The following is a 19,912-nucleotide window of genomic DNA, read 5'->3' as shown; positions in this document are numbered from 1 at the left end:
TCCGGAAGGGTCAGGCGACCGTGGCGGGGAACCGTTCCCAGACGCGGTGCTCGGCCATCAGTTGCTGTACGGCGGCGAGGACCCCGGTCGCGCTCTCCTGGGTGACGACACCCGGGGTATCGGCCAGGCCGCTCCGCCGCAGCAGTTCGGCGCCGGCACCCCAGCCGCCGATCGCTTTGGCATGCCGCCAACACTCGTCGACCAGCATGTTCACGCGCGGGTCCACGTCGGCGGTACGCGAGGAACCCCGGGCCGGGGCCACGTCGGCCGCCGGTGGCGGCGCGGCGGCCAGCAGCAGCGCGTCGTACTCGATCGAGCGGGCGGTGGCGAACGTACGGTGCACGGTCAGTCCCCCGACCTTGCCGCCGCGCGGAGCGATGATCAGCGGAACCAGCCCGGCACCGGCGATCGTCTCGCGGATCCCGGCGACCGCGTCGTCACCGCCGGTCTCGTCGACGACGATGCCGATGATCCGGCCGTCGGCCGGCCACTGCCGGCCGATCTGCGACAGCGCCGGGCTCGGCGTGACGTCGGCGAGCGGGATCGCCGGTTCCGGCGCGGGCAGCCCGAGGCCGGCGGCGACCCGCTCGCACAGCACCGGGTCGATGTTGGCCAGGCAGAGCAACTGCCGCTCCCGGATCTCCTGGTGATAGCACTTGCTGAGCTCGAACGTGTAGGCCCGGATGATGTGCTCGCGCTCGACCGGGCTCATGCTCAGCCAGAACAGGCGTACCTGGCTGAAGTGGTCCTTGAACGAGACCGGCAGGTCCCGGACCTTGGGCGCCTCGGTGACCGTGACCGGCACGTCGAGGAACGCGTTCTCCCCGGTCGGGAAAGGGTTGCCGCCGTCGAGCGAGTTCGGTTTGTACGGTGCCACGCCCGAATGCACGGCGTGCTGGTGGAAGCCGTCCCGGAGCATGTCGTTGACCGGCGCGTGCGGCCGGTTGATCGGGATCTGCGGGAAGTTCGGGCCGGCCAGCCGGGTGAGCTGGGTGTCCAGGTAGGAGAAGAGCCGCCCCTGCAGCAGCGGGTCGTTGGTGACGTCGATGCCCGGCACGAGGTTGCCCAGGTGGAACGCGACCTGTTCGACCTCGGCGTGGAAGTTGGTCGGTGCCCGGTTCAGGACCAGCTTGCCGACCGGCTGCACCGGGGCGAGCTCCTCCGGCACGACCTTTGTCGGGTCGAGCAGGTCGATCCCGGCGAACGTCTCCTCCGGGGTGTCCGGGAAGACCTGCAGGCCAAGTTCCCACTCCGGGTACGCGCCGGCCTCGATCGAGTCGTACAGGTCGCGCCGGTGGAAGTCCGGGTCGACGCCGCTCGCGAGCTGGGCCTCCTCCCAGACCAGCGAGTGCACGCCGAGCTTCGGCTTCCAGTGGAACTTGACCAGGACGGTCCCTCCGGCGTCGTCGACCAGCCGGAACGTGTGGACGCCGAAGCCCTCCATGGTCCGGAAGGAGCGCGGGATGCCCCGGTCGGACATGTTCCACATGGTGTGATGCTGGGCCTCGGTGTGCAGCGAGACGAAGTCCCAGAACGTGTCGTGCGCGCTCTGCGCCTGCGGGATCTCCCGGTCCGGGTGCCACTTCGCGGCGTGCACGATGTCCGGGAACTTGATCGCGTCCTGGATGAAGAAGACCGGCATGTTGTTGCCGACCAGGTCGAACGTGCCCTCGTCGGTGTAGAACTTGGTCGCGAACCCGCGGGTGTCCCGGACGGTGTCGGCCGAGCCGCGCGAGCCGAGCACGGTGGAGAAGCGGACGAAGACCTCGGTCTCCTTCCCCTTCTCCCGGAGGAAGCCGGCACAGGTCAGGTTCGCCGCGCTGCCGTAGCTGGTGAAGACGCCGTGCGCGCCCGCTCCGCGGGCGTGCACGACCCGCTCCGGGATCCGCTCGTGGTCGAAGTGGGTGATCTTCTCACGGAAGTGGTGGTCCTGCAGCAGGATCGGGCCTCGCGGCCCGGCCTTCAACGAGTGGTCCGTGTCGCGGAGCCGGGCACCCTGGGCGGTGGTCAGGAAGGCACCCTGTTGCCCGTACGCCGTCGGCGGGGCACCGGTCTCCGCACCCGTAGGCGTGCGGGTGTCCGGCCGGCCCTGCGCCGGGTCGGGCGGCAGTGGCCCCCGCGGCGTGGTGGGCTCGGCGAGGGTCGGTTCGCCCGTCCCCGGTTTGCCGGGCACGTCCGGCTTCTTCTCACCCGTCATTGCCTCACCTGTCCCTGCAGAAACAGTATTTTTCACGGCTTCAGCAGGCGTATGCGATTCCATCGGGACGAACTCCTTGATACCGGGTATACGGCTGCCTCCGGATACCCGGCCGCTCCCGGCGCAAACTGGATTCGCCGCCGGACCGGCATGCAGCCCATGATCCAGTCGCATAGAGTGCTCCCAATTTCCGTCCCGACGAACCTGTGAGCATCGCGATGGCCGCTCTCTGCATCGACCTGCGGCGCCCCGCCGGCGCCTTCCTCTACGACATGACCAAACCCCGCCTGACCATCGACGGGTACGACGTACCGGTCCACGACTGGGGCCAGAACTACTTCGACGTGGTCGTCGGCGGGCCGCACCGCGTCGAGATCTACGTCCCGTACGTCTTCCCGCGGCGCGTCGGGCGCGCGAAGCTCGACGTCATGGTCCCGGAGGAGGGCGTGGCGCTGGAGTACATGGCCCCTTCGATCACGTTCGCCAAGGGCAGCCTCGGCGCGCCCGGCCAGCAGAAGTCCAGCGGGTTCAAGGCCGTCTGGGCCTTCACCATCGTCATGCTCCTGCTGGTCCTGGCCGGTGTCATCCTGCGGAGGTAGGGCCTCGACAGACGCGACGTACGATGCGGAATGCCTTTCACCGCGATTCATCCGGCCGCGGTGCTTCCCATCGTTCGTCGCGGACTGCCGGTCTCCGCCCTGGTGATCGGCGCCATCGCCCCCGACCTGCCGATGGTGGTGCCGTTCCCGGCTCTGGTTCACTTCGCCCACACCCCGCTGGGTCTCGCCACGGTGGACCTGGTGCTCGGCACGATCGCATTCCTGCTGTGGCAGGCACTGATCGGCCCGGCCACGGTCGCTCTCGCTCCTCGCGCCGTGTCCACCCGCATTCCAGCCGATGTCCCCAGAGGGCTCGCGTTCCACTTCTCCTCGGCGAACCGTGTCGCCCGGGTGCTCGCGGCGGTCCTGATCGGGGCCGCGACCCACCTCCTCTGGGACGGCCTCACCCACGACTGGATGTGGGGGCCGCGGTACGTCCCGTGGTTGGCGTCCCGCCACGGCGCGTTGCTGGGATGGCAGTGGATGCACCACGTCAGCGACCTCGTCGGCACGGCGATCGTCGTCGGCTGGATCGTCGCCTGGTGGCGAGGCGCGCCCGAGCGTACGACAGGCGAAGTGTTGTCACCGCGGATCCGCGTGCTCGCCTGGGCGGCGATCCTCGGCCCGGCTGCCGCCGGCTTCCTGCACGGGCTCCTCACCGACTCCCTGTTCGTCGGCTTCTCCCGCGGCGCCGCGCTGGGCGCCGGCGGCCTGGCCGCGGTCACCGCGGCCTGGTGGCTTCTCATATACAGATTGACTATATATAGAGATCGTCTATAGTTTCGTCGCATGACGATGCAGGAACCGACGTTCTTCATCCTTACCGCCCTGGTACGAACGCCCCTGCACGGTTACGGGATCATGCAGGCGGTCGAACGGCTGTCCGAGGGGCGGGTCCAGCTCAAAGCCGGCACGCTCTACGCCGCGCTCGACCGGCTCAGCTCGGACGGCCTGATCATGGTGGACCGGGAAGAGGCCGTCGGTGGCCGGCTGCGTCGTTACTACGTGCTGTCCGACGACGGTCGGACAGCACTCGAGGCGGCGGTGGAGAGGCTCCAGTCGAACGCGAAGGTGGCCGCGACCCGGCTGCGCGAGGCGTTCGGCTTCATCGGGGGAGTTCAGCATGCCTGAACTGGAGCTCTCCTACCGTCGGCTGCTTCTGGCGTACCCGCGGTTCTACCGTCGCGAGCGCGGCCTGGAGATCCTGACCACGCTGATGGACGCGGCCGAGCCGGGCCAGACCCGCCCATCCCGCGGCGAGGCGATGTATCTGCTGCTGATCGGCCTGCGCTACCGGTTCGTCCCGCCGAACTGGATCAGTGGAGTCGCGGCCACCCTGGTCACGATCTGGGTCGCCGTGGTGTTCAGCGGCGCCGGTGCCCTCGCCGTCTTCGCCGCCCAGCGCCCGGACCCGCCCCGGCTCGCCGCGCTCAGCGACGAACTGGCCGGGCAGCCGGCGGCGTCGTCCATGAACGACGCCGGCGGTCAGCCCGCGATGACGGCCTACTTCGCCGCGACCTCCAATGTCCTGCAGACCTTCGGCGACGAGGGCTGGAGCGGCTCGCTCCCGGTGCCGGAGGAGCAGAACCGGGGCTACGTCGTGCAGGACTCGACGGCCGTCGTGGATGCGGCGTACCAGCGGCTGCGGCGGGACGGCTGGACGATGGGCGCACGGGTGTCGGGCGTGTTCTGGGCCGAACGGGACGGCGCGCTGATCCGCGTCGCCGCGCCCCACGACGTCGCCGCGGTCGACATCAGCTGGTACCCGGTCGAGCCGCCGGGACTGCCGGCCGGCGCGATCGCCGGTTTCGTGATCGGCGGTTTGCTGGCCTGGCAGGCGATGACCTGGCTGGCGCATCGGGTGTCCCGGACCGCCCCGGCGACCCGGCGGCGGCTGTTGCTGCTCGGCGTTCCGGCCCTGGTCGCCTGTGTGGTGAACAGTCTCGACAGCGTGCTGAGCATGATTCCGCTGACCGGCGGCGGGACGACGTTCCTCAGCTCCACGCTGATGTACCCGCTGGGCAATCAGTTCGCGAACCCGCTGGCCCCGACGATCATCGGGCTCACCCTCTTCGGCGTGCTGGTGCTGCTGCGCGAGGCGGCGCAGGTGGACCGGCTCCAACCGGTGAACCCGGCCGAGCCGGTGGAGGGCTGACCTCGAATAGAGTGCTCAAGATCCCGTTCCGCCGAGCACCTGTGAGCAACTGATGGCTGGCCTCTCCATCGACCTGCGGTACCCCGCCGGCGCCTTCGTCTACGGCATGACCAAGCCCCGTGTGACCGTCGACGGCCACGAGGTCCCCGTCCACGACTGGGGCCAGAACTACTTCGACGTGGTCGTCGGCGGGCCGCACCGCATCGAGATCTACGTGCCCTACGCCCTCCCCCGCCGGGCCGGCCGCGCGCGCCTCGACGTCATGGTCCCGGAGCAGGGTGTGGCGCTGGAGTACATGGCCCCGTCGTTCACCTTCGCCAGGGGCAGTCTCGGTGCTCCCGGCCAGCAGGTTTCCGTCGGCCACAAGACCACTGTCACCGTCGTGGCGATGATCCCCGCGCTCGCCATCTTCGGCGTGGCCCTCTACGGGCTCTATCTGAGGGCCGAGCAGTGGTGGGGCTAGCACCACCATCGATGGGGTAGCCCACCCCATCGAATGCGACGGCGTCGATGGATAGCGTCCGGGTATGACCACGACGCAGCTCGACGCGGACCTCGTGCCCGCGCCGGCCGTGCGGTTCCTGCCGCGGGTCGGTGCGGACACTCGCTACGTACTGACCGGGCTGCCCCTGGGGCTGGCCTCGCTGGTCGTCGCGACGACCGGCTTCGCGGCCGGCGCCGGGACGGCGGTGCTCTGGATCGGCGTACCTCTGATGATCTTCGCCGTCGGGATGTCCCGCGGGTTCGCCGAGACCGAGCGCGGCCGGATCGCGCGAGTGCTCGGAGAGCCGCTCGCTCGCCCCGACTACCGCGCCTCCGGCTCCACCAACCCGCTCCGGCGGCTGGTCACCGCGCTCGGCGACCGGCAGACCTGGCGGGACCTCGCCCACGCGACGCTGCGCTTCCTTCCGAGCACCGTCGCCTTCGCACTGACCGTGACGTGGTGGGCCGGCATGCTCGGCGGACTCACCTGGGCGCTGTGGGGCTGGGCGCTGCCGGACGACAGCCAGGAACTGCCGGAGATGCTCGGCCTCGGCGACGCCTATCTGACCACGGTGGTCTGTTACCTGGTGGGCGCCGTGGCCTTCGCGGCCACGCTGCCGGCGGTCGTCCGCTGGTCGGCGACCTTCGAGGCCCGCTTCGCCCAAAGGCTGCTGACCGGCCAGCCTCGCTGAAGCCGAGCAGCACCGGAGTGGTGCGCTCGAGCCGGGTCGGGCCCGCCACGCGCGGTCCGCCGAGTCGGTCAGTTCGACGACCGCTTGCCGCTCGCGCGGCTCTCCACCGAAGCCGAGGTCGAGGTCGAGGTCGAGGTCGAGGTCGAGCCCGGATGACGATCATGGGGCAGGGGGCTCTCGGGTTCCCCGGCCCCTTCATCGTGTACCCAGCGGGTGAGGGTTCTCTCGAGTTCGTCGGCGTGGATCGGTTTGGACAGATAGTCGTTCATGCCGGCCGCGATGCACCGTTCCCTGCCCTCTTCAAAGGCGTCGGCGGTCATGGCGATGATCGGTATGGCCGCGGTGGACGCTTGAGCCCGGAGGCCGGCCGTCGCGGTGTATCCGTCCATTCGCGGCATCTGACAGTCCATCAGGATGGCGTTGTAGTCGTTCTCGGTCGCCTTGGCGATGGCTTCGATGCCGTCGGCGGCTATGTCGACGTCGTATCCCAACTGGTCGAGAAGGTCGGCGGCGACGATTTGGTTGATGTCGTTGTCCTCGACCAGCAGTATCCGGCCGGCGCCGTGCTTATCGAGGGGCGCGGAAATGGACTGGGGGGAGCCGGTGATACCGATCAGGGTGTCGAGCAGTGTGGAATGGTCGACAGGCTTGGTCAATGAAGCGCGGATCCCGGCTCGCGCGGCTTCATCCTTGGTTATCTGGTCACCCGAGGTAAACAGGATGATAGGGGTGGCCGGGATCTCCGCATGCTGGGAGATGGCCATACTGAGCTGTAACCCGTCCATCATCGGCATATGCATGTCGATGATGGCGAGGTCGAACCTGCGCCCGTTGGCGGCTTCGTCGCGCAGAAGGGCGAGGGCCTCGTGCGCGGATGACACGGATTCGCTTCGCATCCCCCACTGTTCGAGATTGTCGTTCAGAATGAACTGGTTGATCTCGTTGTCGTCGACGACAAGAATGCGCAGCGCCGACCGGGCCAGGGGATCGACGTGGGCGGTGTCGCCGGCGGCGGTCGTCAGCAGCACGGTGACGGTGAATGTGGCGCCGAGGCCCGGGCCACTGTCGACAGTCACGTCACCGCCCATCGCGTGGGCGAGCTGCCGGGTGATGGCCAGGCCGAGCCCGGTTCCGCCGTACACCCGGGTGGTGGAGGCGTCAGCCTGCCGGAAGGGCTCGAAGATCCGGGACTGCGTGGCTTTATCCATCCCGATGCCGGTATCTCGGACCGACATGGCGAGCATGAACTGGCCGGGCGCGACGCCGGCCGGCTGGGCGACCGCCTCGGCGCGGACGGTGACGCCGCCACGTTCGGTGAACTTGATGGCGTTGCCGATCAGGTTCAGCAGGATCTGCCGGAGACGACCCGGGTCGCCGTGCAGCCCGGATGGCAGTGCCGGATCGACCTCGACGTTCAAGTACAGGTTCTTGCGTCGTGCGCTGTCGCCGAGCAGCGCTGCGGTGTCGCCGATGAGGCGGGCCAGGTCGAAATCGCTCTCTTCGAGAACGATCTTTCCGGATTCGATCTTCGAGTAGTCGAGGATGTCGTTGATGATGTCCAACAGGCCGCTGCCCGCGGTACGGATCCCATCGACGTAACGACGTTGTTTTTCGGTCAGTGTGGTGCGCTCCAGCAGGTCGGCGAGCCCGATGACGCCGTTCATGGGGGTCCGGATCTCATGACTCATCGTGGCGACGAACTGCGTCTTCATCCTGGCCGTCTCGAGCGCCTGGTCACGCGCCAGCGCCATTGCCCGCTCGGTCTCCTTGGCCTCGGTGACGTCTCTGGCGACGCCGTACAGCATCTTGTCGACCTCGTCGATGGAGGAGGTCCAGCGCAGCCAGCGGTAGGAGCCGTCCTTGCATCGGTATCGGTTGTCGAAGAGGGGGTTGGTGGCGGCGTTGGAGACGGTTTTCGCGAGTTGCGCCAGTGTGGCCTCCCGATCGTCGGGGTGGATGAAATCGGTGTATGTGCGGGACAGCAACTCGTGTTCGGTGTAGCCCAACGTTTCGGTCCAGGCCGGGTTGACCCGCTTGAAGTACCCGTCGCTGCCGAGCATGCAGAGCAGGTCCTGAGAGAGTGCGAAGAACTGGCTGACACGTTGTTCCGCGCTCTGCCGTTGGGTGATGTCACGTACGAAGCAGTGGTGCCCGGTCGGACGCCCGTCGGCATCACTTTGGGTGATCATGGTGATTTCCTGGAAGAAGATCGTGCCGTCACGGCGAACACCACGCGCGGTTACGGTGGCCTTGCCTTCTCGCAGCATGGTCTCGTATGCGGCCCGTAGCGCCGGCACGTCGTCGGGGTGGACGGTCGACTCCCACGACTGGCCGACCAACTGTTCCGGGATGTTACCGAGGCTGGCGGCATAGGCGGGGTTGACCCGGACGTATCGGCCCTGCGGGTCGATGAAAGCGATGCCCTCGACAGCGAGGCTCATTGCTTCCGAGCGCTCGCGCAGCGTCCGTTCCGCGGTTTCGCGGGTAGCGATGGCGTGCGCTATCACCTGCGAGGAAAGGAACATGACGACACAGAAGCCTTGAACGGACAACATCCGGTCGTTCATGCTGGCCTGTTGCGCGAACGGCCCGTAGCCGCCCGCGGTACCCCCGACGACCGCGGTGGTCAGTGCCGCGGCGAACACGGTGGTGAACCTGAGGCCGAATCGAACCGCCGCCCAGAGCACAGCCGGCAGCAACACGAACGGCCATTGCCAGGTTTGGTATGGGCCGTCCCCTTCAGCCGCGAAGACCTTCACCAACAACGCGGCCTCGACCACGACCACCAAGAGCCCTTCGACCAACCTGAGCGCCGACCAACGATGCTGCCAGCCGATGCCGCTACATGCCTCCACCACGGGCAGCATCGCGAGCACACCGAGCGCGCCGGAGGAGAACCACAACCACCAGAACAGCCCGGCCGACGCCGCGACCCCGCTGTCGATCATCACCGTCGTCGTGGCCACCAGTGCTGCGGCAGCGGGCGGAAGCAGCGCGGCGGGAAGCAGGGCACGTGTGATCCACGAGGTGGTCCCGAATCCGCATTCCTCGCCGTTCGCCCGAGCACGCCGGACCAGGACCGCGCCGCCGACCACCTGGAGAGCGTTTGCCAGCGCGTAGATCACCGATCCCGGTACCGTGTTCCCATTCAGTATGTTTCCGACCAGGGTGGCCACCGACAGAAGGCCTACGTAGACGGGCCACATCCGGACAGGCACCCGGGCCAGCACGGCCATCGCGAAGCCCAGCACCGGCCAGAACACGGCCAACTCCACCGCGGACACCACCAGCCACAGGCCGATCTGCTGCAACACGACGTAGCCGACCAGGAACAGCGACACGGTCACGACAGTTTTCATCGGCCTGTTGCCGCCGCACCCGTGACCGTGCTCCGCTCGATCCGCCGACTGGTCGGGCATTCCTGCATCATGAACCATCGCCATTCCGGCGACTCACGCTTCTGATACTTCTGACCGCGAGAACGGCCGCGCTCCGCGACGCGGAATCCCGCGAGCGCTTGCCGGAAGGGACACGCCAATACGACATTCATGTTTCGATGACCTGGTGGATACTGGGGCCAACGGCGATCCGTCCCAGCACCGGGACACGCCCGGTGAGCACACCGCACCCTTCGACCTTCTCCGCGCGGCCGTCGACAGCTCAACCACCGGCGAGTGTGACCTGTACTCGGTCGCCCGGCACGAATTCAGCAACCTGATCAGCGGGATCACCGGACTCGCCGGAATCCTGCTCCGGACCGTCGAGCAACCCACCCCCGCCGAGGTTCGCGAACGGCAGCTGAAGCTGATCCTGAACAACGCCGACAGCCTGCAAGGAGCCTTGGACAACCTCCTGCTCGCCGGCCACCTGCGGTCCGGTGCCACGACGGTGCGGTACGAGGAGGTCGACCTCTCCGACCTGGTACGGCAGACCGTCGACAGATCCCGTGCCGCGGCCGACGACCGGTCGCTCACCCTCACCGTCATCGGCGGCCCACAAGCCCGTGTCGTCACCGACGCGTCGCTCGCCGGCGCGCTGATCGCCCGCATCCTCGACAACGCGATCACCTTCACGGACTCCGGCGCGGTGACCGTCACCGTGCCGGACACGGCCCCCGGCACCCCGCGTCGCGTGGAGATCCACGACACCGGTCGCGGCGTCACCTCCGGCGAGCGCGAGGACCTCACCCGCCCGTTCTTCCGCGGCCAGGCCGCCGCGGGCAGCACCGGGTGCGGTCTCGGCCTGCACGCGGCATCGGTGATCGCCGAGGTCCTGGGCTGCGGGATCGAACTGGCCGCCGAGGAGCCCACCCGGTCGGCTGGCACCACTTTCATCGTTACGTTCCCGGTCGGCGATCGGCGCGGCGACCAGGAGCGACCGTGATCCCCCGCGTCCTCGTCGTCGACGACCGGCCGGCCAACCGCGAGATCGCCCGCGCCTCGCTGGAGGAGGCCGGATACCACGTGCTGGAGGCGTCGGACGGGCCCGCCGCGTTACGGATCGCGCGCGACGACCACCCCGACCTCGTGGTGGCGGACGTCCTCATGCCCGGCATGGACGGCTATGAGTTCGTCCATGAGCTGCGCCAGGACCCCGGTACCACGGAACTGCCCGTGCTGTTCTACACCGCCAACTACCGCGAGGACGAGATTCGCGGGATCGCCGACGCCTACGGGGTGTCCCGGGTCGTGCTCAAGGACGACGGCCCGGACAGTCTCGTCCGAGCCGTCGGGGAGGCGCTCACCCACCCGGTCGCCCAGCCCGCACCCGACACGCTCGAGGCGACCCGGGACCACCTGCGTACACTGAACGCGAAGCTGGTCGAGAAGGTGCACGCCCTCGCGGAGAGCGACGAACGGTTCCGCGTCATCGCCGAAGCCGCGCCCGTCGGCATCGTGCTCGGCGACCGTGACGGCCACGCCACCTACGTCAACCCCGCGCTGCAGCGCATGACGCGGCGCACCGCCGACGAACTACTGCACGACGGCTGGCTGATCTGCCTCTCCGCCTCGAATCGGCGCCCGGCCCACCTGATCGCCCGAGGGCCGACGAGCCACACCCGGCGGTTCGACCGTCACCGCATCACCCTCTCCGACGACCACACGGTCTGGGTGACCTCGACCCTGAGCACCATCACAGACGACGACGAAACCACCGGATTCATCGTCGTCGTCGACGACGTCACCACCGAGATGATCGCCGAACAGCAACGCCGCGAATATGAGGAACAACAGCAGGAGGCGGTACGCCAGGAAGCCGCCGACCGGTTCGCCAGCCTCGCCCGCCTCGCCAGCGGCGTCGCGCACGACTTCAACAACGTCCTGAACATCGTCATGTCCAGCACCGACCTGGTCTCCGACATCGTCTCCAAGGCCCGCGACAGCCTCGACACGACCGACGCCGACGACGTGTTCACCGCCCTCAACCGCATGAAACAGGCCGGCAAGAGGGCCGCCGACCTCAGCCACCAGATGCTCACCATCGGCGGCGAAGAGATCGTGAAACCGTCCGTCGTCGACGGCAACGACGCCGTGCGCGAAGTCCGCGACATGGTCGCCAGCGTCATCGGCGACGACATCACCGTGCGGACCGTCCTCGACCCCGCGCTGCGCCCCACCCTGATCGACGAGGGCCGGCTCGGGCAGGTGCTGCTGAACCTCGCGATCAACGCCCGGGACGCCATGCCCGGCGGCGGTGAACTGCGATTCGAGACCGCCAATCTCGACGCTCGCGAGTCCGCGCAGATCGCCGGACTCGACGGCACCGAACATGTCCGGCTGTCGGTCATCGACACCGGCACCGGCATGCCGCCCGACGTCGCCCGCCGCGCCATCGAGCCGTTCTTCACCACCAAGCCCAGCGGCCGGGGCACCGGGCTCGGCCTCGCCACCTCGTACGGGCTGGTGAAACAGGCCGGCGGACAGCTCGTCATCGACACCGCGGAAGGCCGGGGCACCGCGGTACACCTCTACCTACCCGCCGCGTAGCATCGCGCGGTACACGTACGCACCGTAACTGACGCGTGACAGGCGTCCGCATCCCCCCATCGTGTGCCGCGGAACCGGTTTGCCCGAGGACCATTCCGGGCAAGGCCCCGGCACACCGCGACAGGGAGATGCGCTCATGGAATTCGGCTGCACGATCGGACGGCACGACGATCGGGTCGTCATCGTGCCCGAGGGCGACATCGACGCGGGCAGCGCCGCCGCGCTGCGCGAGATCCTGCGGCAGGCCGTCGAGAGCCCCGGCTTCGCGCAGCTCGAAGTGGACCTGCACCAGGTGTCGTTCCTCGACTCGATCGGCCTGGGCGTGTTCGTCGCCGCCCACCGGGCGGCACGGGCGCGCGGCATCGCCTTCCGGCTGCGCGACTACGGCCCGGTGGTCCGGATGCTGCTGCAGGTCACCAACCTCGAGCAGACCCTTACCGGTGGGGCGGCCGGCCCGGGGCTGCGGTGATCCGTACCGGTGGCCGAGACTGTCACGCATGCTGTTCTTCTGCTACCACCGGGACCGGCCGGGCTCCGGAGCCCTGCGCGGCGAGCTGCTCGAGGCGCACTGGTCGTACATGGACGGGTTCACGCTCATCGCCCGCGGTCCCACGTTCACCGACGAGGACGTCGCCACCGGCAGTGTGCACATCGTCGACCTGCCGGATGCCACCGCCGCCCGGGCGTTCGTCTTCGAGGAACCGTGCTACCAGGCCGGCGTCTACCGGGACGTGCTGCTGCGCCGGTGGCGCAACGTGCTGGGCCGCACCATGTGGGAGTTCCCCGGCGGCCGGGAGGGTGACGACCGGTACCTGGTGATCGGGCTCGGCGACGAGAAGGCCGGAACCGAGGAGGACGCCGTACCGGCGGACCGCGAGGACCTGATCGCGTACGGGCCGCTGCTGGCCGACGACGGCACGACCTGGCTGGGCACCGCCGCCCTGGTCCGCGCCCCCGGCCCGGACACCGCCCGGGCCGTGCTGACACCGGACCGGTACGCCTCGATCGAGGTGCACAACTGGGCCTTCGGCGGGCGCCGCTGACCGGAGGACGCGTCGCCCGGACGTTAATCGATGGTCGCGGGCAGGTCGTCTCCCTAGCGTGGGGCCATGACCTACCAGCATCCGCTGCACTATCTGCTCGGCCTCGAAGGGGTCGCGCTGCTGCGGACCTTCGGCGGTGACTTCGATCGCGAGTTCGGCGAGGCCCGGGTGGCGGAGATCCGCCGGTTGCTGGACGATCCGGCGTTCGACATGGACGGGGTCACCTCGGCCGCGGTGGACACCGTGACGGGCTATCGGATCTGGTCGCAGACGTACGACGAGCCGGGGAACGGACTGTTCCCGCTCGAGGAGCCGTTCGTCCACGGCATCGTCGACGCGTTGCCGCCCGGGGTCGCGCTCGATGCCGCCTGCGGAACCGGGCGCCACACCGCGTACCTGGCCGCGCGCGGGCATCGGGTGATCGGGGTGGACAGCTCCCCCGACATGCTGGCCCGGGCCCGCGCCCGGGTCCCGAGCGCCGAGTTCCACCAGGCGGACCTGCACCGCCTGCCCCTGCCGGACGACCATGTAGATCTCGTAGTGTGCGCCCTCGCGCTCGCGCACCTGCCGGACCTGAGGCCCCCGCTCGCGGAGTTCGCCCGGGTCCTGCGCCCCGGCGGCCACCTGATCGTGACCGACATCCACCACGAGATGGTCGCCCTCGGCTCGGTGCCGCGGGTGCGGTCCCTGGCGGGCGAGCCCCAGATGATCCCGTCCCACCGCTACCGGGCCGCCGACTATCTTGCCGCCGCCCTGCCCGCCGGCCTGCTCGTGCGCGCCTGCGAGGAGCCGCGGCCGGGCCGCGATCACCATGACGCACCGATGCCGGAGACCGTCGAGACCCCGCCCTGGGACACCTGGCCGTGGTCCCTGCTGGCCATTCCGCCCGCTGCCACCAGCGCCGCCTTCGGGGACACCCCGGCTGCCGTCCTCTGGCACTTCCAACTCGCGGATCCCGCCGGCTGACCGACGGTCATCGCCGTTTCGACCGGGGCGGCACCGGCGGCCCGCGAATCAGATCCGGCGCATCCGGTAGACGCGGGTGCGGTAAGGGATCTCGATGCTGTCCAGGCCGGCCAGGGCCGGATCGGTGGTGACCAACCGGCCGATCTCCCGCTCCAGGCGGGCCCGCTCGGCGTCGTCCGCGGTCAGGTAGTACGAGCGGGACCGCACCAGGTCGATCAGCCGGTCCGCCCGGATCGTCACGACATGCTCGACCAGGCTCATCTCGGGCTCGGCGAACCACGGCGTCACCGGCCCGAACCGCCAGGCGTCGTCCATGCCGGCCCCTTCGCCACCGACGATGCCCGACAACGCGGCCACCCACGGAACCCGTTCGTCACGGACGTTCCACATCGGAGCGAAGAGGCCGCCGTCGCGCAGCACCCGGTGGATCTGCGGCAGGGCGTCCCGCGGCGTGAACCAGTGATAAGCCTGACCGACCAGTACGGCGTCGACGGACGCGTCCGGCAACGGAATGTCCTCGGCGCTACCGGCGAGAATCCGCGTGCCCGGGCAACGTTCGGCGGCGACGGCACGCATCTGCTCATCCGGCTCAACCGCGACCACGTCATGCCCGGCCGCCCTCAGCGCCGCGGTGAGCAGCCCGGTGCCCGCCCCCAGGTCCAGCACACGCATCGGGCCGGCACCGAGCGCCGAAGTGATCGCCGGGACGGGGTAGGTCGGCCGGATGGAGTCGTAGAGGCGGGCCGCGGAACCGAAGGACAACGCCGCATCGATCATGGTCGCGAGCCTACCAACGGTCGCCTGTAGGGCCACGAATCCTCAACCGACCACAATCCTGTTGTGGACTCCCCCATCGAGACGAACCCGCTGTCGGTCCGAGCCGCGACCGTTGCGGACGAGACCTTCATCCGAGAGACGTTGAGCGACGCGTTCGGCAGCACCATGATGGCCGTGCATGACGAGTTGATCGACGCGCGCGGTGCGGCGGCGGCGATTGCGGAGCGGGGCGGCCGGCGGCTCGGGCTGATCACCTACCGCGAGGACCAAGCGGGCGGTTGGGAGATCGTGTCGTTGGCGTCGGTGGAGCCGGGGGCGGGCGCGGGAACCGCCCTGCTGACGTGGTTGACCGAGCAGGCCCGTCGCTCGCGGATCTCCCGGTTGTGGCTGGTGACCACCAACGAGAACGTGGACGCGCTGCGCTTCTACCAGCGGCGTGGTCTGGATCTGGTTCGTCTCGACCGGGACGCCGTCCTCCGGGCACGGAAGCTGAAGCCGAGCATCCCGCTGGAGGAGAACGGTATCCCGATCCGGCACGAGCTGGAGCTGGAGCTACGGCTCTGATCCACGCGGTCCGGCCGGCGGCGCGGCCGGGCCGTGCGCGGAGGCCCGCGCCGCGCGAGATGGCACGGGGCTTGGGCCGAAAGGTCTGGAGGTGGGACTCCATGGTCGTACCGGCGAATGGTTTTGAAAGGGAGCGGACCGTTCGCGTCCGGAGACATCGCGGTTCGGCGATGCCACGATGGACGGATGGGGGAGCTGCTCGACCAGGTGCAGGCGTGGCAGGCGGTCCTCGGGTTGCTCGGCGCGCTCGTCGGGGTCACCGGGTGGCTGGCCGCGCGGCTGCGGTCGGTCCGCCGCGGGGCGCCGGAGCCGCGCTACCGCGCCTGGTTCCTGCGGGAGTACGGCAGTTACCGCAATCCGTATCTCGACGCGCGCGACGAGCTACGGCTCGACCGGACCTACATCCCGCTGCTCGCGACGGCGCAGCACGACACGAACCAGGTGGACGGGGACGTGGAGCGGGTCGCGGACGGGCAGGGGCACGTGATCCTGCTCGGCGAGGCCGGTGCGGGAAAATCGACCGCACTGCAGGCGTACGGCGTGTCGCTGCTGCTGCGCCGCACCCGCGACGTGCCGTTCTTCGTGCCGGTACGGATCCTGGCCGCGCCCTGGCAGCACGAGCCGCTCGGCGACTACCTGGTGAAGCTCATGCACGCCGCGGACCCGGAGGGCTCGGAGCGCGAAGCGCGCGAGACCGTCGGCCGGCTGCTCGCCGAGCGACGCCTGGTGGTGCTGCTGGACGGCCTCGACGAGGTGGATCCGGCGCGCTACGAGCGGGTGCTCAACGACATCCACGCGTTCACCCGCAACGACAGCGGCGACTTCCCGACCGCCCGGGCCCGGTTCGTGGTGACCAGCCGCCGGCACAGCTTCCTGCGGATCAGCCGGGACTGGCTGGCCGCGGGCGGGCCGGACGCGCACCGCGAGGTGGCATTGCGGCCGCCGGCCGACGCGCCCACCCAGTTGTACGCGGTGTCGCCGCTGACCGAGACGCAGATCCTCGCCTACCTGGACCGCTTCCGCGAGCGCTTCCCCGACCCGGACGGCCCGGAACGGTTCCTGGCCGAGCTGACCCGGCTCCGGCTGGTCGAGCTGCACCGCAACCCGTTGGTGCTGTCGATGTCGGTGGGTCTGTTCGCCGAGCGGGTCCAGTTGGACATCCCGCGCTCGGTCGCCGCCCTCTACCAGACGATGATCGCGGAGATGCTGGACCGGCACAGCTTCCTGCAGAACGACCGGCAGGTCGCCGCGAACCGTTTCGACAAGGCCGACAAGTACGACGTGCTGCGCGGCTTCGCGCTGACGGCGCTGGACCGGGGCTGGTTCGGCGCGTTCCAGCAGGACGATCTGGTCCGGCACACGCGCATCACCCGGGGCCGGCTGGTCATCGCCGAGGACGAGGTCGAAGACCTGGCCCGGGAGATCTTCGACCGGTCCGGGCTGCTGACCCCGACCGGTGCGGGGCGGTACGGGTTCGCCCACCGCTCGATCCAGGAGCACCTCGCCGCCGAGCAGCTGATCCTGCTCGGCTCGGCGGGCCGGGCCCGGTTGCGCCGGCACGCGCTCGAGCAGGACTGGCGGCAGGTGTTCGTGTACTACACGGCGATGGCCGACCAGGCGCCGGTCACCCCGTTCCTCGCCGGGCTCGCCGGGGTGGCGCCGGTGCTGGCCTGCGCCTGCCTCGCCGGCGCGAACTGCGCCGACCGGGTCGGCGCCGACATCGTCGCCCGGGTCGAACAGGTCCTGGAGCGGGAGCCGGACCGTCGGATCCCGGCCCTCGCGGCGCTGCTGAGTGCGATGGCCGGCCGCCGGCCGGCGATCCGGCGCACCGCCCGGGACGCCGCGTTCAACTGGATCACGAAGATCAGCGAGCCGGGTGCGATCAACGCCATCGGCGGTACGTACGAGCCGGCGCTGGAGATCGCCGTCACGCTGATCGAGGAGTCGAACGACCTGGAGGCCGGCGACGACCTGGTGTCCCGGGTCGCGGAGCTGGCCCCGAACGACCCGCGACTGGTCGGCCCGCTGTGGCGGCAGCTGTCCCGTAGCCCGCGCGACGCGCGGCCGGCACCCTCGACGGACCGGGACAGCGGGCCGGCGGCGCAACCCCCGCCCGCTCCCGTCGCGCGGCTCGTCGACCGGCTGCTGCGGCTGGCGATGGACCCGGTCTGCTTCGCGGAGCTGCAGCGCCAGCCACCGCAGCGTCCACCGTTCGCCGACGACGGGCTGCGCCGGGAGGTCTACCCGTTCGAGCGGGGCCTGAGCCGCGACAGCAACCTGGTGACCCTGCTCTGCTGGGCTGCTGAGAAGGAGGTCACCTGCTCCGAGCCGAACCTGTTCCTGCGCGCCCGGTACGAGGATCCGGAGGCGTGGCGGCGGCTGGAACGCGACCGCGGCACGGCCGGCGGCCCGCACCGGCGACGGCGGTGGCCGCTGCACCGCGACCGGAACCGGGACCGGGACGAGCTGGTGGTCGGCGGCTTCCTGACGGTGGTCGCGGTGGTCGCCTTCGGGCTGATCGGCACCGGCCTGGTCGGCCCGGACAACCGTTTCGGCCCGCTCGGCGGCGCGCTGGCGCTGCTGCTCGCCGGGGCCGAGCTGGGGATCGCGCTGACCATGCTGGGCGTACGCCCGGGACCGGCCGCCGACAGCGCCGACGACGAGCCGTCGCACTGGAGCGAGGCCTACACCAGCGACGACAGCCGCCACTGGCTGGAACCCCAGCCGGCCGAGTAGGCCGGAGCGCCGGCCGGCGGTGAGCTGTCAGACGTAGCGCGGAACCGCCCCGCGTCGGCCTCGGCACCTCCTAGTGTTGATCAAATGCGCTAGCGTCGGCGCGCTGTCACCGGGATCCCGCTCGATGCGACGGCCGAAGATCGACTCGATGGGGGCAACGAACGTATGGACGAGACGACGTCGGAGCGGCATCCCGACGAAGGCCGGGAACCCGCACCGCAGCCTCGGGCGGCCGTCGAACGCGGCGGAGGACCGGCCCGGCTGGGCGGCAGCACCGAACTGGCGACGGCGTCGGCAGGGCTGACGAATGCGGCGATCGGCCTGCTCGGGCTGATGGTGACCGGCGGTGGGCTGTGGCTCGCGGCGCGGCAGGCGGAGACGACCGCGACCGAGGTGCTCGCCGGATCGACCGCCGGTGCGGGCGCGCTCGCGGTGGCGGTCGCCGTGTTCGGCGCGGTGCGCGCCATCAACTTGCGATCGGGCCTGGCGAGCACGGCGGTGGCCGGCGTGCTCAGCGTGACCGGACTGATCCTGGCCGCGGTGACCGGGCTGATCGCCGCGCACGACGAGCCGAGTGTGCCGGAGCGCCCACAGGCGAACGTCGCGCTGGCCGCGGGGGTCCCCGGCGCCTGGACGCTCACGGTCCAGGTGAGCATCCCCGGTCTGGCCCCCGGCGACATGATGGACGCGAAGCTGACCGGCATCGACGAGGCCGGTGGCGAGCTGGCGCTCGGCCGGTCTCTGACCACGGCCGACCGGGCCGGTGTCGCCACGGCGACCCTGGTGACAACCCAGGTCAGCAGCGGTGACGTGAAGCTGGACGTGCATGCGGGCGGCCAGGTCTGCACCCAGCGGCTACCTCTCCTCGACGCCACCAGAATCGCTCCCCTGAGCTGCGAGGCGGAGTGAGCCGCGCCGTCAGGGTTCGCTGAAGAACACGGCGGCGGCGATGGCACGCCGCCAGGTGGCATGCTCGGCGGCGCGCTTCGCGGGGTCCATGGTGGGTAGCCAGCGGCCGGCACGATGGCGGTTCGCGCGCAGGTCACGCGGGTCGGACCAGAAGCCGACGGCCAGGCCCGCGGAGTAGGCGGCACCCAGGGAGACGGTTTCGGCGACCATCGGCCGGGTCACCGGCACGTCGAGGACGTCCGCGACATACTGCATGAGCAGATTGTCGGCGGTCATCCCGCCGTCGACGTTGAGGGCGGTCAGGGCCAGTCCGGAGTCGGCGTTCATCGCGTCGACGACGTCGCGGGTCTGCCAGGCGGTCGCCTCGAGGACCGCCCGGGCCAGGTGAGCCTTGGTGATGTACGAGGTCAGGCCCACGATCACCCCCCGGGTGTCGCTGCGCCAGTGCGGTGCGAACAGCCCGGAGAACGCGGGCACGATGTAGCACCCACCGTTGTCGGCGACCGTGGCGGCCAACGTCTCGATCTCGGCCGGGGTGCCGATCAGGCCGAGCCCGTCGCGCATCCACTGGACCAGCGAGCCGGCGATGGCGATCGAGCCCTCCAGCGCGAACACCGGCGGCTGATCACCGATCCGGTACCCGACCGTGGTGATCAACCCGTGCGTGGAGCGCACCGGCGTGGTCCCGGTGTTGAGCAGCAGGAATCCGCCGGTGCCGTAGGTGCATTTGGCGTCGCCGGGTTCGAAGCAGGTCTGTCCGAACAGGGCCGCCTGCTGGTCGCCGATCGCGGCCGCGATCGGCAC

At 70.0% G+C, this 19,912-nt stretch carries 18 protein-coding genes; 14 read left to right on the top strand and 4 right to left on the bottom strand.

Annotated elements, in window-relative coordinates; all coding sequences use genetic code 11:
• Positions 1 to 10 precede the first annotated feature (10 nt).
• Positions 11 to 2,260: a catalase gene (locus CHC09_RS44130; RefSeq protein WP_089299251.1), complete on the bottom strand. Its 2,250-nt coding sequence runs from the start codon at positions 2,258 to 2,260 to the stop codon at positions 11 to 13.
• Between the two features lie 143 nt (positions 2,261 to 2,403).
• Between CHC09_RS44130 and CHC09_RS44125 the strand changes: the two genes are divergently transcribed.
• The 6 genes from CHC09_RS44125 (at position 2,404) to CHC09_RS44100 (ending at position 6,126) form a co-directional block, all read left to right on the top strand.
• Positions 2,404 to 2,796 carry a hypothetical protein gene (locus CHC09_RS44125; protein ID WP_089299250.1) on the top strand — a complete coding sequence of 131 codons (393 nt, stop codon included), beginning with the start codon at positions 2,404 to 2,406 and terminating at the stop codon, positions 2,794 to 2,796.
• Positions 2,797 to 2,826: 30 nt separating this feature from the next.
• Positions 2,827 to 3,576, top strand: coding sequence for a DUF4184 family protein (locus CHC09_RS44120; protein WP_089299249.1), 750 nt, complete (start codon positions 2,827 to 2,829; stop codon positions 3,574 to 3,576).
• Positions 3,577 to 3,585: 9 nt separating this feature from the next.
• Positions 3,586 to 3,927 (top strand): PadR family transcriptional regulator, encoded by a 342-nt coding sequence (locus tag CHC09_RS44115; RefSeq protein WP_307833964.1) that lies wholly within the window; start codon positions 3,586 to 3,588, stop codon positions 3,925 to 3,927.
• Positions 3,920 to 4,951 (top strand): hypothetical protein, encoded by a 1,032-nt coding sequence (locus CHC09_RS44110; RefSeq protein WP_089299248.1) that lies wholly within the window; start codon positions 3,920 to 3,922, stop codon positions 4,949 to 4,951. Before CHC09_RS44115 ends, CHC09_RS44110 begins: the two co-directional genes overlap by 8 nt.
• A gap of 52 nt (positions 4,952 to 5,003) precedes the next feature.
• Positions 5,004 to 5,414: a hypothetical protein gene (locus CHC09_RS48265; protein WP_239138930.1), complete on the top strand. Its 411-nt coding sequence runs from the start codon at positions 5,004 to 5,006 to the stop codon at positions 5,412 to 5,414.
• A gap of 64 nt (positions 5,415 to 5,478) precedes the next feature.
• A complete protein-coding gene (locus CHC09_RS44100) occupies positions 5,479 to 6,126 on the top strand; it encodes a sensor domain-containing protein (protein ID WP_089299247.1) in 648 nt (215 codons plus the stop codon).
• Positions 6,127 to 6,194: 68 nt separating this feature from the next.
• Here the strand turns inward: CHC09_RS44100 and CHC09_RS44095 are convergent, their stop codons facing one another.
• On the bottom strand, positions 6,195 to 9,545 hold the full coding sequence (locus CHC09_RS44095) for a response regulator (protein ID WP_179277561.1): 3,351 nt from the start codon (positions 9,543 to 9,545) through the stop codon (positions 6,195 to 6,197).
• Between the two features lie 145 nt (positions 9,546 to 9,690).
• On the opposite strand from CHC09_RS44095, the gene CHC09_RS44090 reads away from it, so the two are divergent.
• The 5 genes from CHC09_RS44090 (at position 9,691) to CHC09_RS44070 (ending at position 14,122) form a co-directional block, all read left to right on the top strand.
• Positions 9,691 to 10,509, top strand: coding sequence for a sensor histidine kinase (locus tag CHC09_RS44090; protein ID WP_179277560.1), 819 nt, complete (start codon positions 9,691 to 9,693; stop codon positions 10,507 to 10,509).
• Positions 10,506 to 12,113, top strand: coding sequence for an ATP-binding response regulator (locus CHC09_RS44085; RefSeq protein WP_179277559.1), 1,608 nt, complete (start codon positions 10,506 to 10,508; stop codon positions 12,111 to 12,113). The genes CHC09_RS44090 and CHC09_RS44085 overlap by 4 nt, the downstream gene beginning before the upstream one ends.
• A gap of 136 nt (positions 12,114 to 12,249) precedes the next feature.
• Positions 12,250 to 12,582 (top strand): STAS domain-containing protein, encoded by a 333-nt coding sequence (locus CHC09_RS44080; RefSeq protein WP_089299243.1) that lies wholly within the window; start codon positions 12,250 to 12,252, stop codon positions 12,580 to 12,582.
• Between the two features lie 28 nt (positions 12,583 to 12,610).
• Positions 12,611 to 13,156: a YciI family protein gene (locus CHC09_RS44075; RefSeq protein WP_089299259.1), complete on the top strand. Its 546-nt coding sequence runs from the start codon at positions 12,611 to 12,613 to the stop codon at positions 13,154 to 13,156.
• 66 nt (positions 13,157 to 13,222) lie between these two features.
• The gene (locus CHC09_RS44070) at positions 13,223 to 14,122 is read left to right on the top strand and encodes a class I SAM-dependent methyltransferase (RefSeq protein WP_089299242.1); all 900 of its coding nucleotides are present in this window, start codon (positions 13,223 to 13,225) and stop codon (positions 14,120 to 14,122) included.
• A 48-nt stretch (positions 14,123 to 14,170) separates the two neighbouring features.
• Here CHC09_RS44070 and CHC09_RS44065 read toward each other — a convergent pair whose 3' ends face one another.
• Positions 14,171 to 14,899 (bottom strand): class I SAM-dependent methyltransferase, encoded by a 729-nt coding sequence (locus CHC09_RS44065; RefSeq protein WP_089299241.1) that lies wholly within the window; start codon positions 14,897 to 14,899, stop codon positions 14,171 to 14,173.
• A gap of 63 nt (positions 14,900 to 14,962) precedes the next feature.
• Here CHC09_RS44065 and CHC09_RS44060 point away from each other — a divergent pair, with 63 nt between their 5' ends.
• From CHC09_RS44060 to CHC09_RS44050, 3 genes are all read left to right on the top strand, one after another.
• Complete coding sequence (locus CHC09_RS44060; protein WP_143232937.1) at positions 14,963 to 15,463, top strand: GNAT family N-acetyltransferase; 501 nt, start codon at positions 14,963 to 14,965, stop codon at positions 15,461 to 15,463.
• Between the two features lie 186 nt (positions 15,464 to 15,649).
• On the top strand, positions 15,650 to 18,199 hold the full coding sequence (locus CHC09_RS44055) for an NACHT domain-containing protein (protein ID WP_089299240.1): 2,550 nt from the start codon (positions 15,650 to 15,652) through the stop codon (positions 18,197 to 18,199).
• 165 nt (positions 18,200 to 18,364) lie between these two features.
• The gene (locus tag CHC09_RS44050) at positions 18,365 to 19,108 is read left to right on the top strand and encodes a hypothetical protein (RefSeq protein ID WP_089299239.1); all 744 of its coding nucleotides are present in this window, start codon (positions 18,365 to 18,367) and stop codon (positions 19,106 to 19,108) included.
• Positions 19,109 to 19,117: 9 nt separating this feature from the next.
• On the opposite strand, the gene CHC09_RS44045 is transcribed toward CHC09_RS44050, so the two are convergent.
• The coding region (locus tag CHC09_RS44045) for an FGGY family carbohydrate kinase (protein ID WP_244911634.1) at positions 19,118 to 19,912 on the bottom strand (795 nt) is incomplete at its 5' end.

This window comes from Actinoplanes regularis, from assembly GCF_900188005.1.
GTDB lineage: Bacteria > Actinomycetota > Actinomycetes > Mycobacteriales > Micromonosporaceae > Actinoplanes > Actinoplanes regularis.
Note: the sequence above shows the minus strand (reverse complement) of the source record. Positions and strands in the feature narration are given on the sequence as shown.

Excerpts from the sequence above, each read along its gene's own strand:
- CHC09_RS44130 (WP_089299251.1), bottom strand. The coding sequence starts at position 2,260 with ATGGAATCGCATACGCCTGCTGAAGCCGTGAAAAATACTGTTTCTGCA.
- CHC09_RS44120 (WP_089299249.1), top strand. The coding sequence starts at position 2,827 with ATGCCTTTCACCGCGATTCATCCGGCCGCGGTGCTTCCCATCGTTCGT.
- CHC09_RS44115 (WP_307833964.1), top strand. The coding sequence starts at position 3,586 with ATGACGATGCAGGAACCGACGTTCTTCATCCTTACCGCCCTGGTACGA.
- CHC09_RS44110 (WP_089299248.1), top strand. The coding sequence starts at position 3,920 with ATGCCTGAACTGGAGCTCTCCTACCGTCGGCTGCTTCTGGCGTACCCG.
- CHC09_RS48265 (WP_239138930.1), top strand. The coding sequence starts at position 5,004 with ATGGCTGGCCTCTCCATCGACCTGCGGTACCCCGCCGGCGCCTTCGTC.
- CHC09_RS44100 (WP_089299247.1), top strand. The coding sequence starts at position 5,479 with ATGACCACGACGCAGCTCGACGCGGACCTCGTGCCCGCGCCGGCCGTG.
- CHC09_RS44095 (WP_179277561.1), bottom strand. The coding sequence starts at position 9,545 with ATGCCCGACCAGTCGGCGGATCGAGCGGAGCACGGTCACGGGTGCGGC.
- CHC09_RS44080 (WP_089299243.1), top strand. The coding sequence starts at position 12,250 with ATGGAATTCGGCTGCACGATCGGACGGCACGACGATCGGGTCGTCATC.
- CHC09_RS44075 (WP_089299259.1), top strand. The coding sequence starts at position 12,611 with ATGCTGTTCTTCTGCTACCACCGGGACCGGCCGGGCTCCGGAGCCCTG.
- CHC09_RS44070 (WP_089299242.1), top strand. The coding sequence starts at position 13,223 with ATGACCTACCAGCATCCGCTGCACTATCTGCTCGGCCTCGAAGGGGTC.
- CHC09_RS44065 (WP_089299241.1), bottom strand. The coding sequence starts at position 14,899 with ATGATCGATGCGGCGTTGTCCTTCGGTTCCGCGGCCCGCCTCTACGAC.
- CHC09_RS44055 (WP_089299240.1), top strand. The coding sequence starts at position 15,650 with ATGGGGGAGCTGCTCGACCAGGTGCAGGCGTGGCAGGCGGTCCTCGGG.
- CHC09_RS44050 (WP_089299239.1), top strand. The coding sequence starts at position 18,365 with ATGGACGAGACGACGTCGGAGCGGCATCCCGACGAAGGCCGGGAACCC.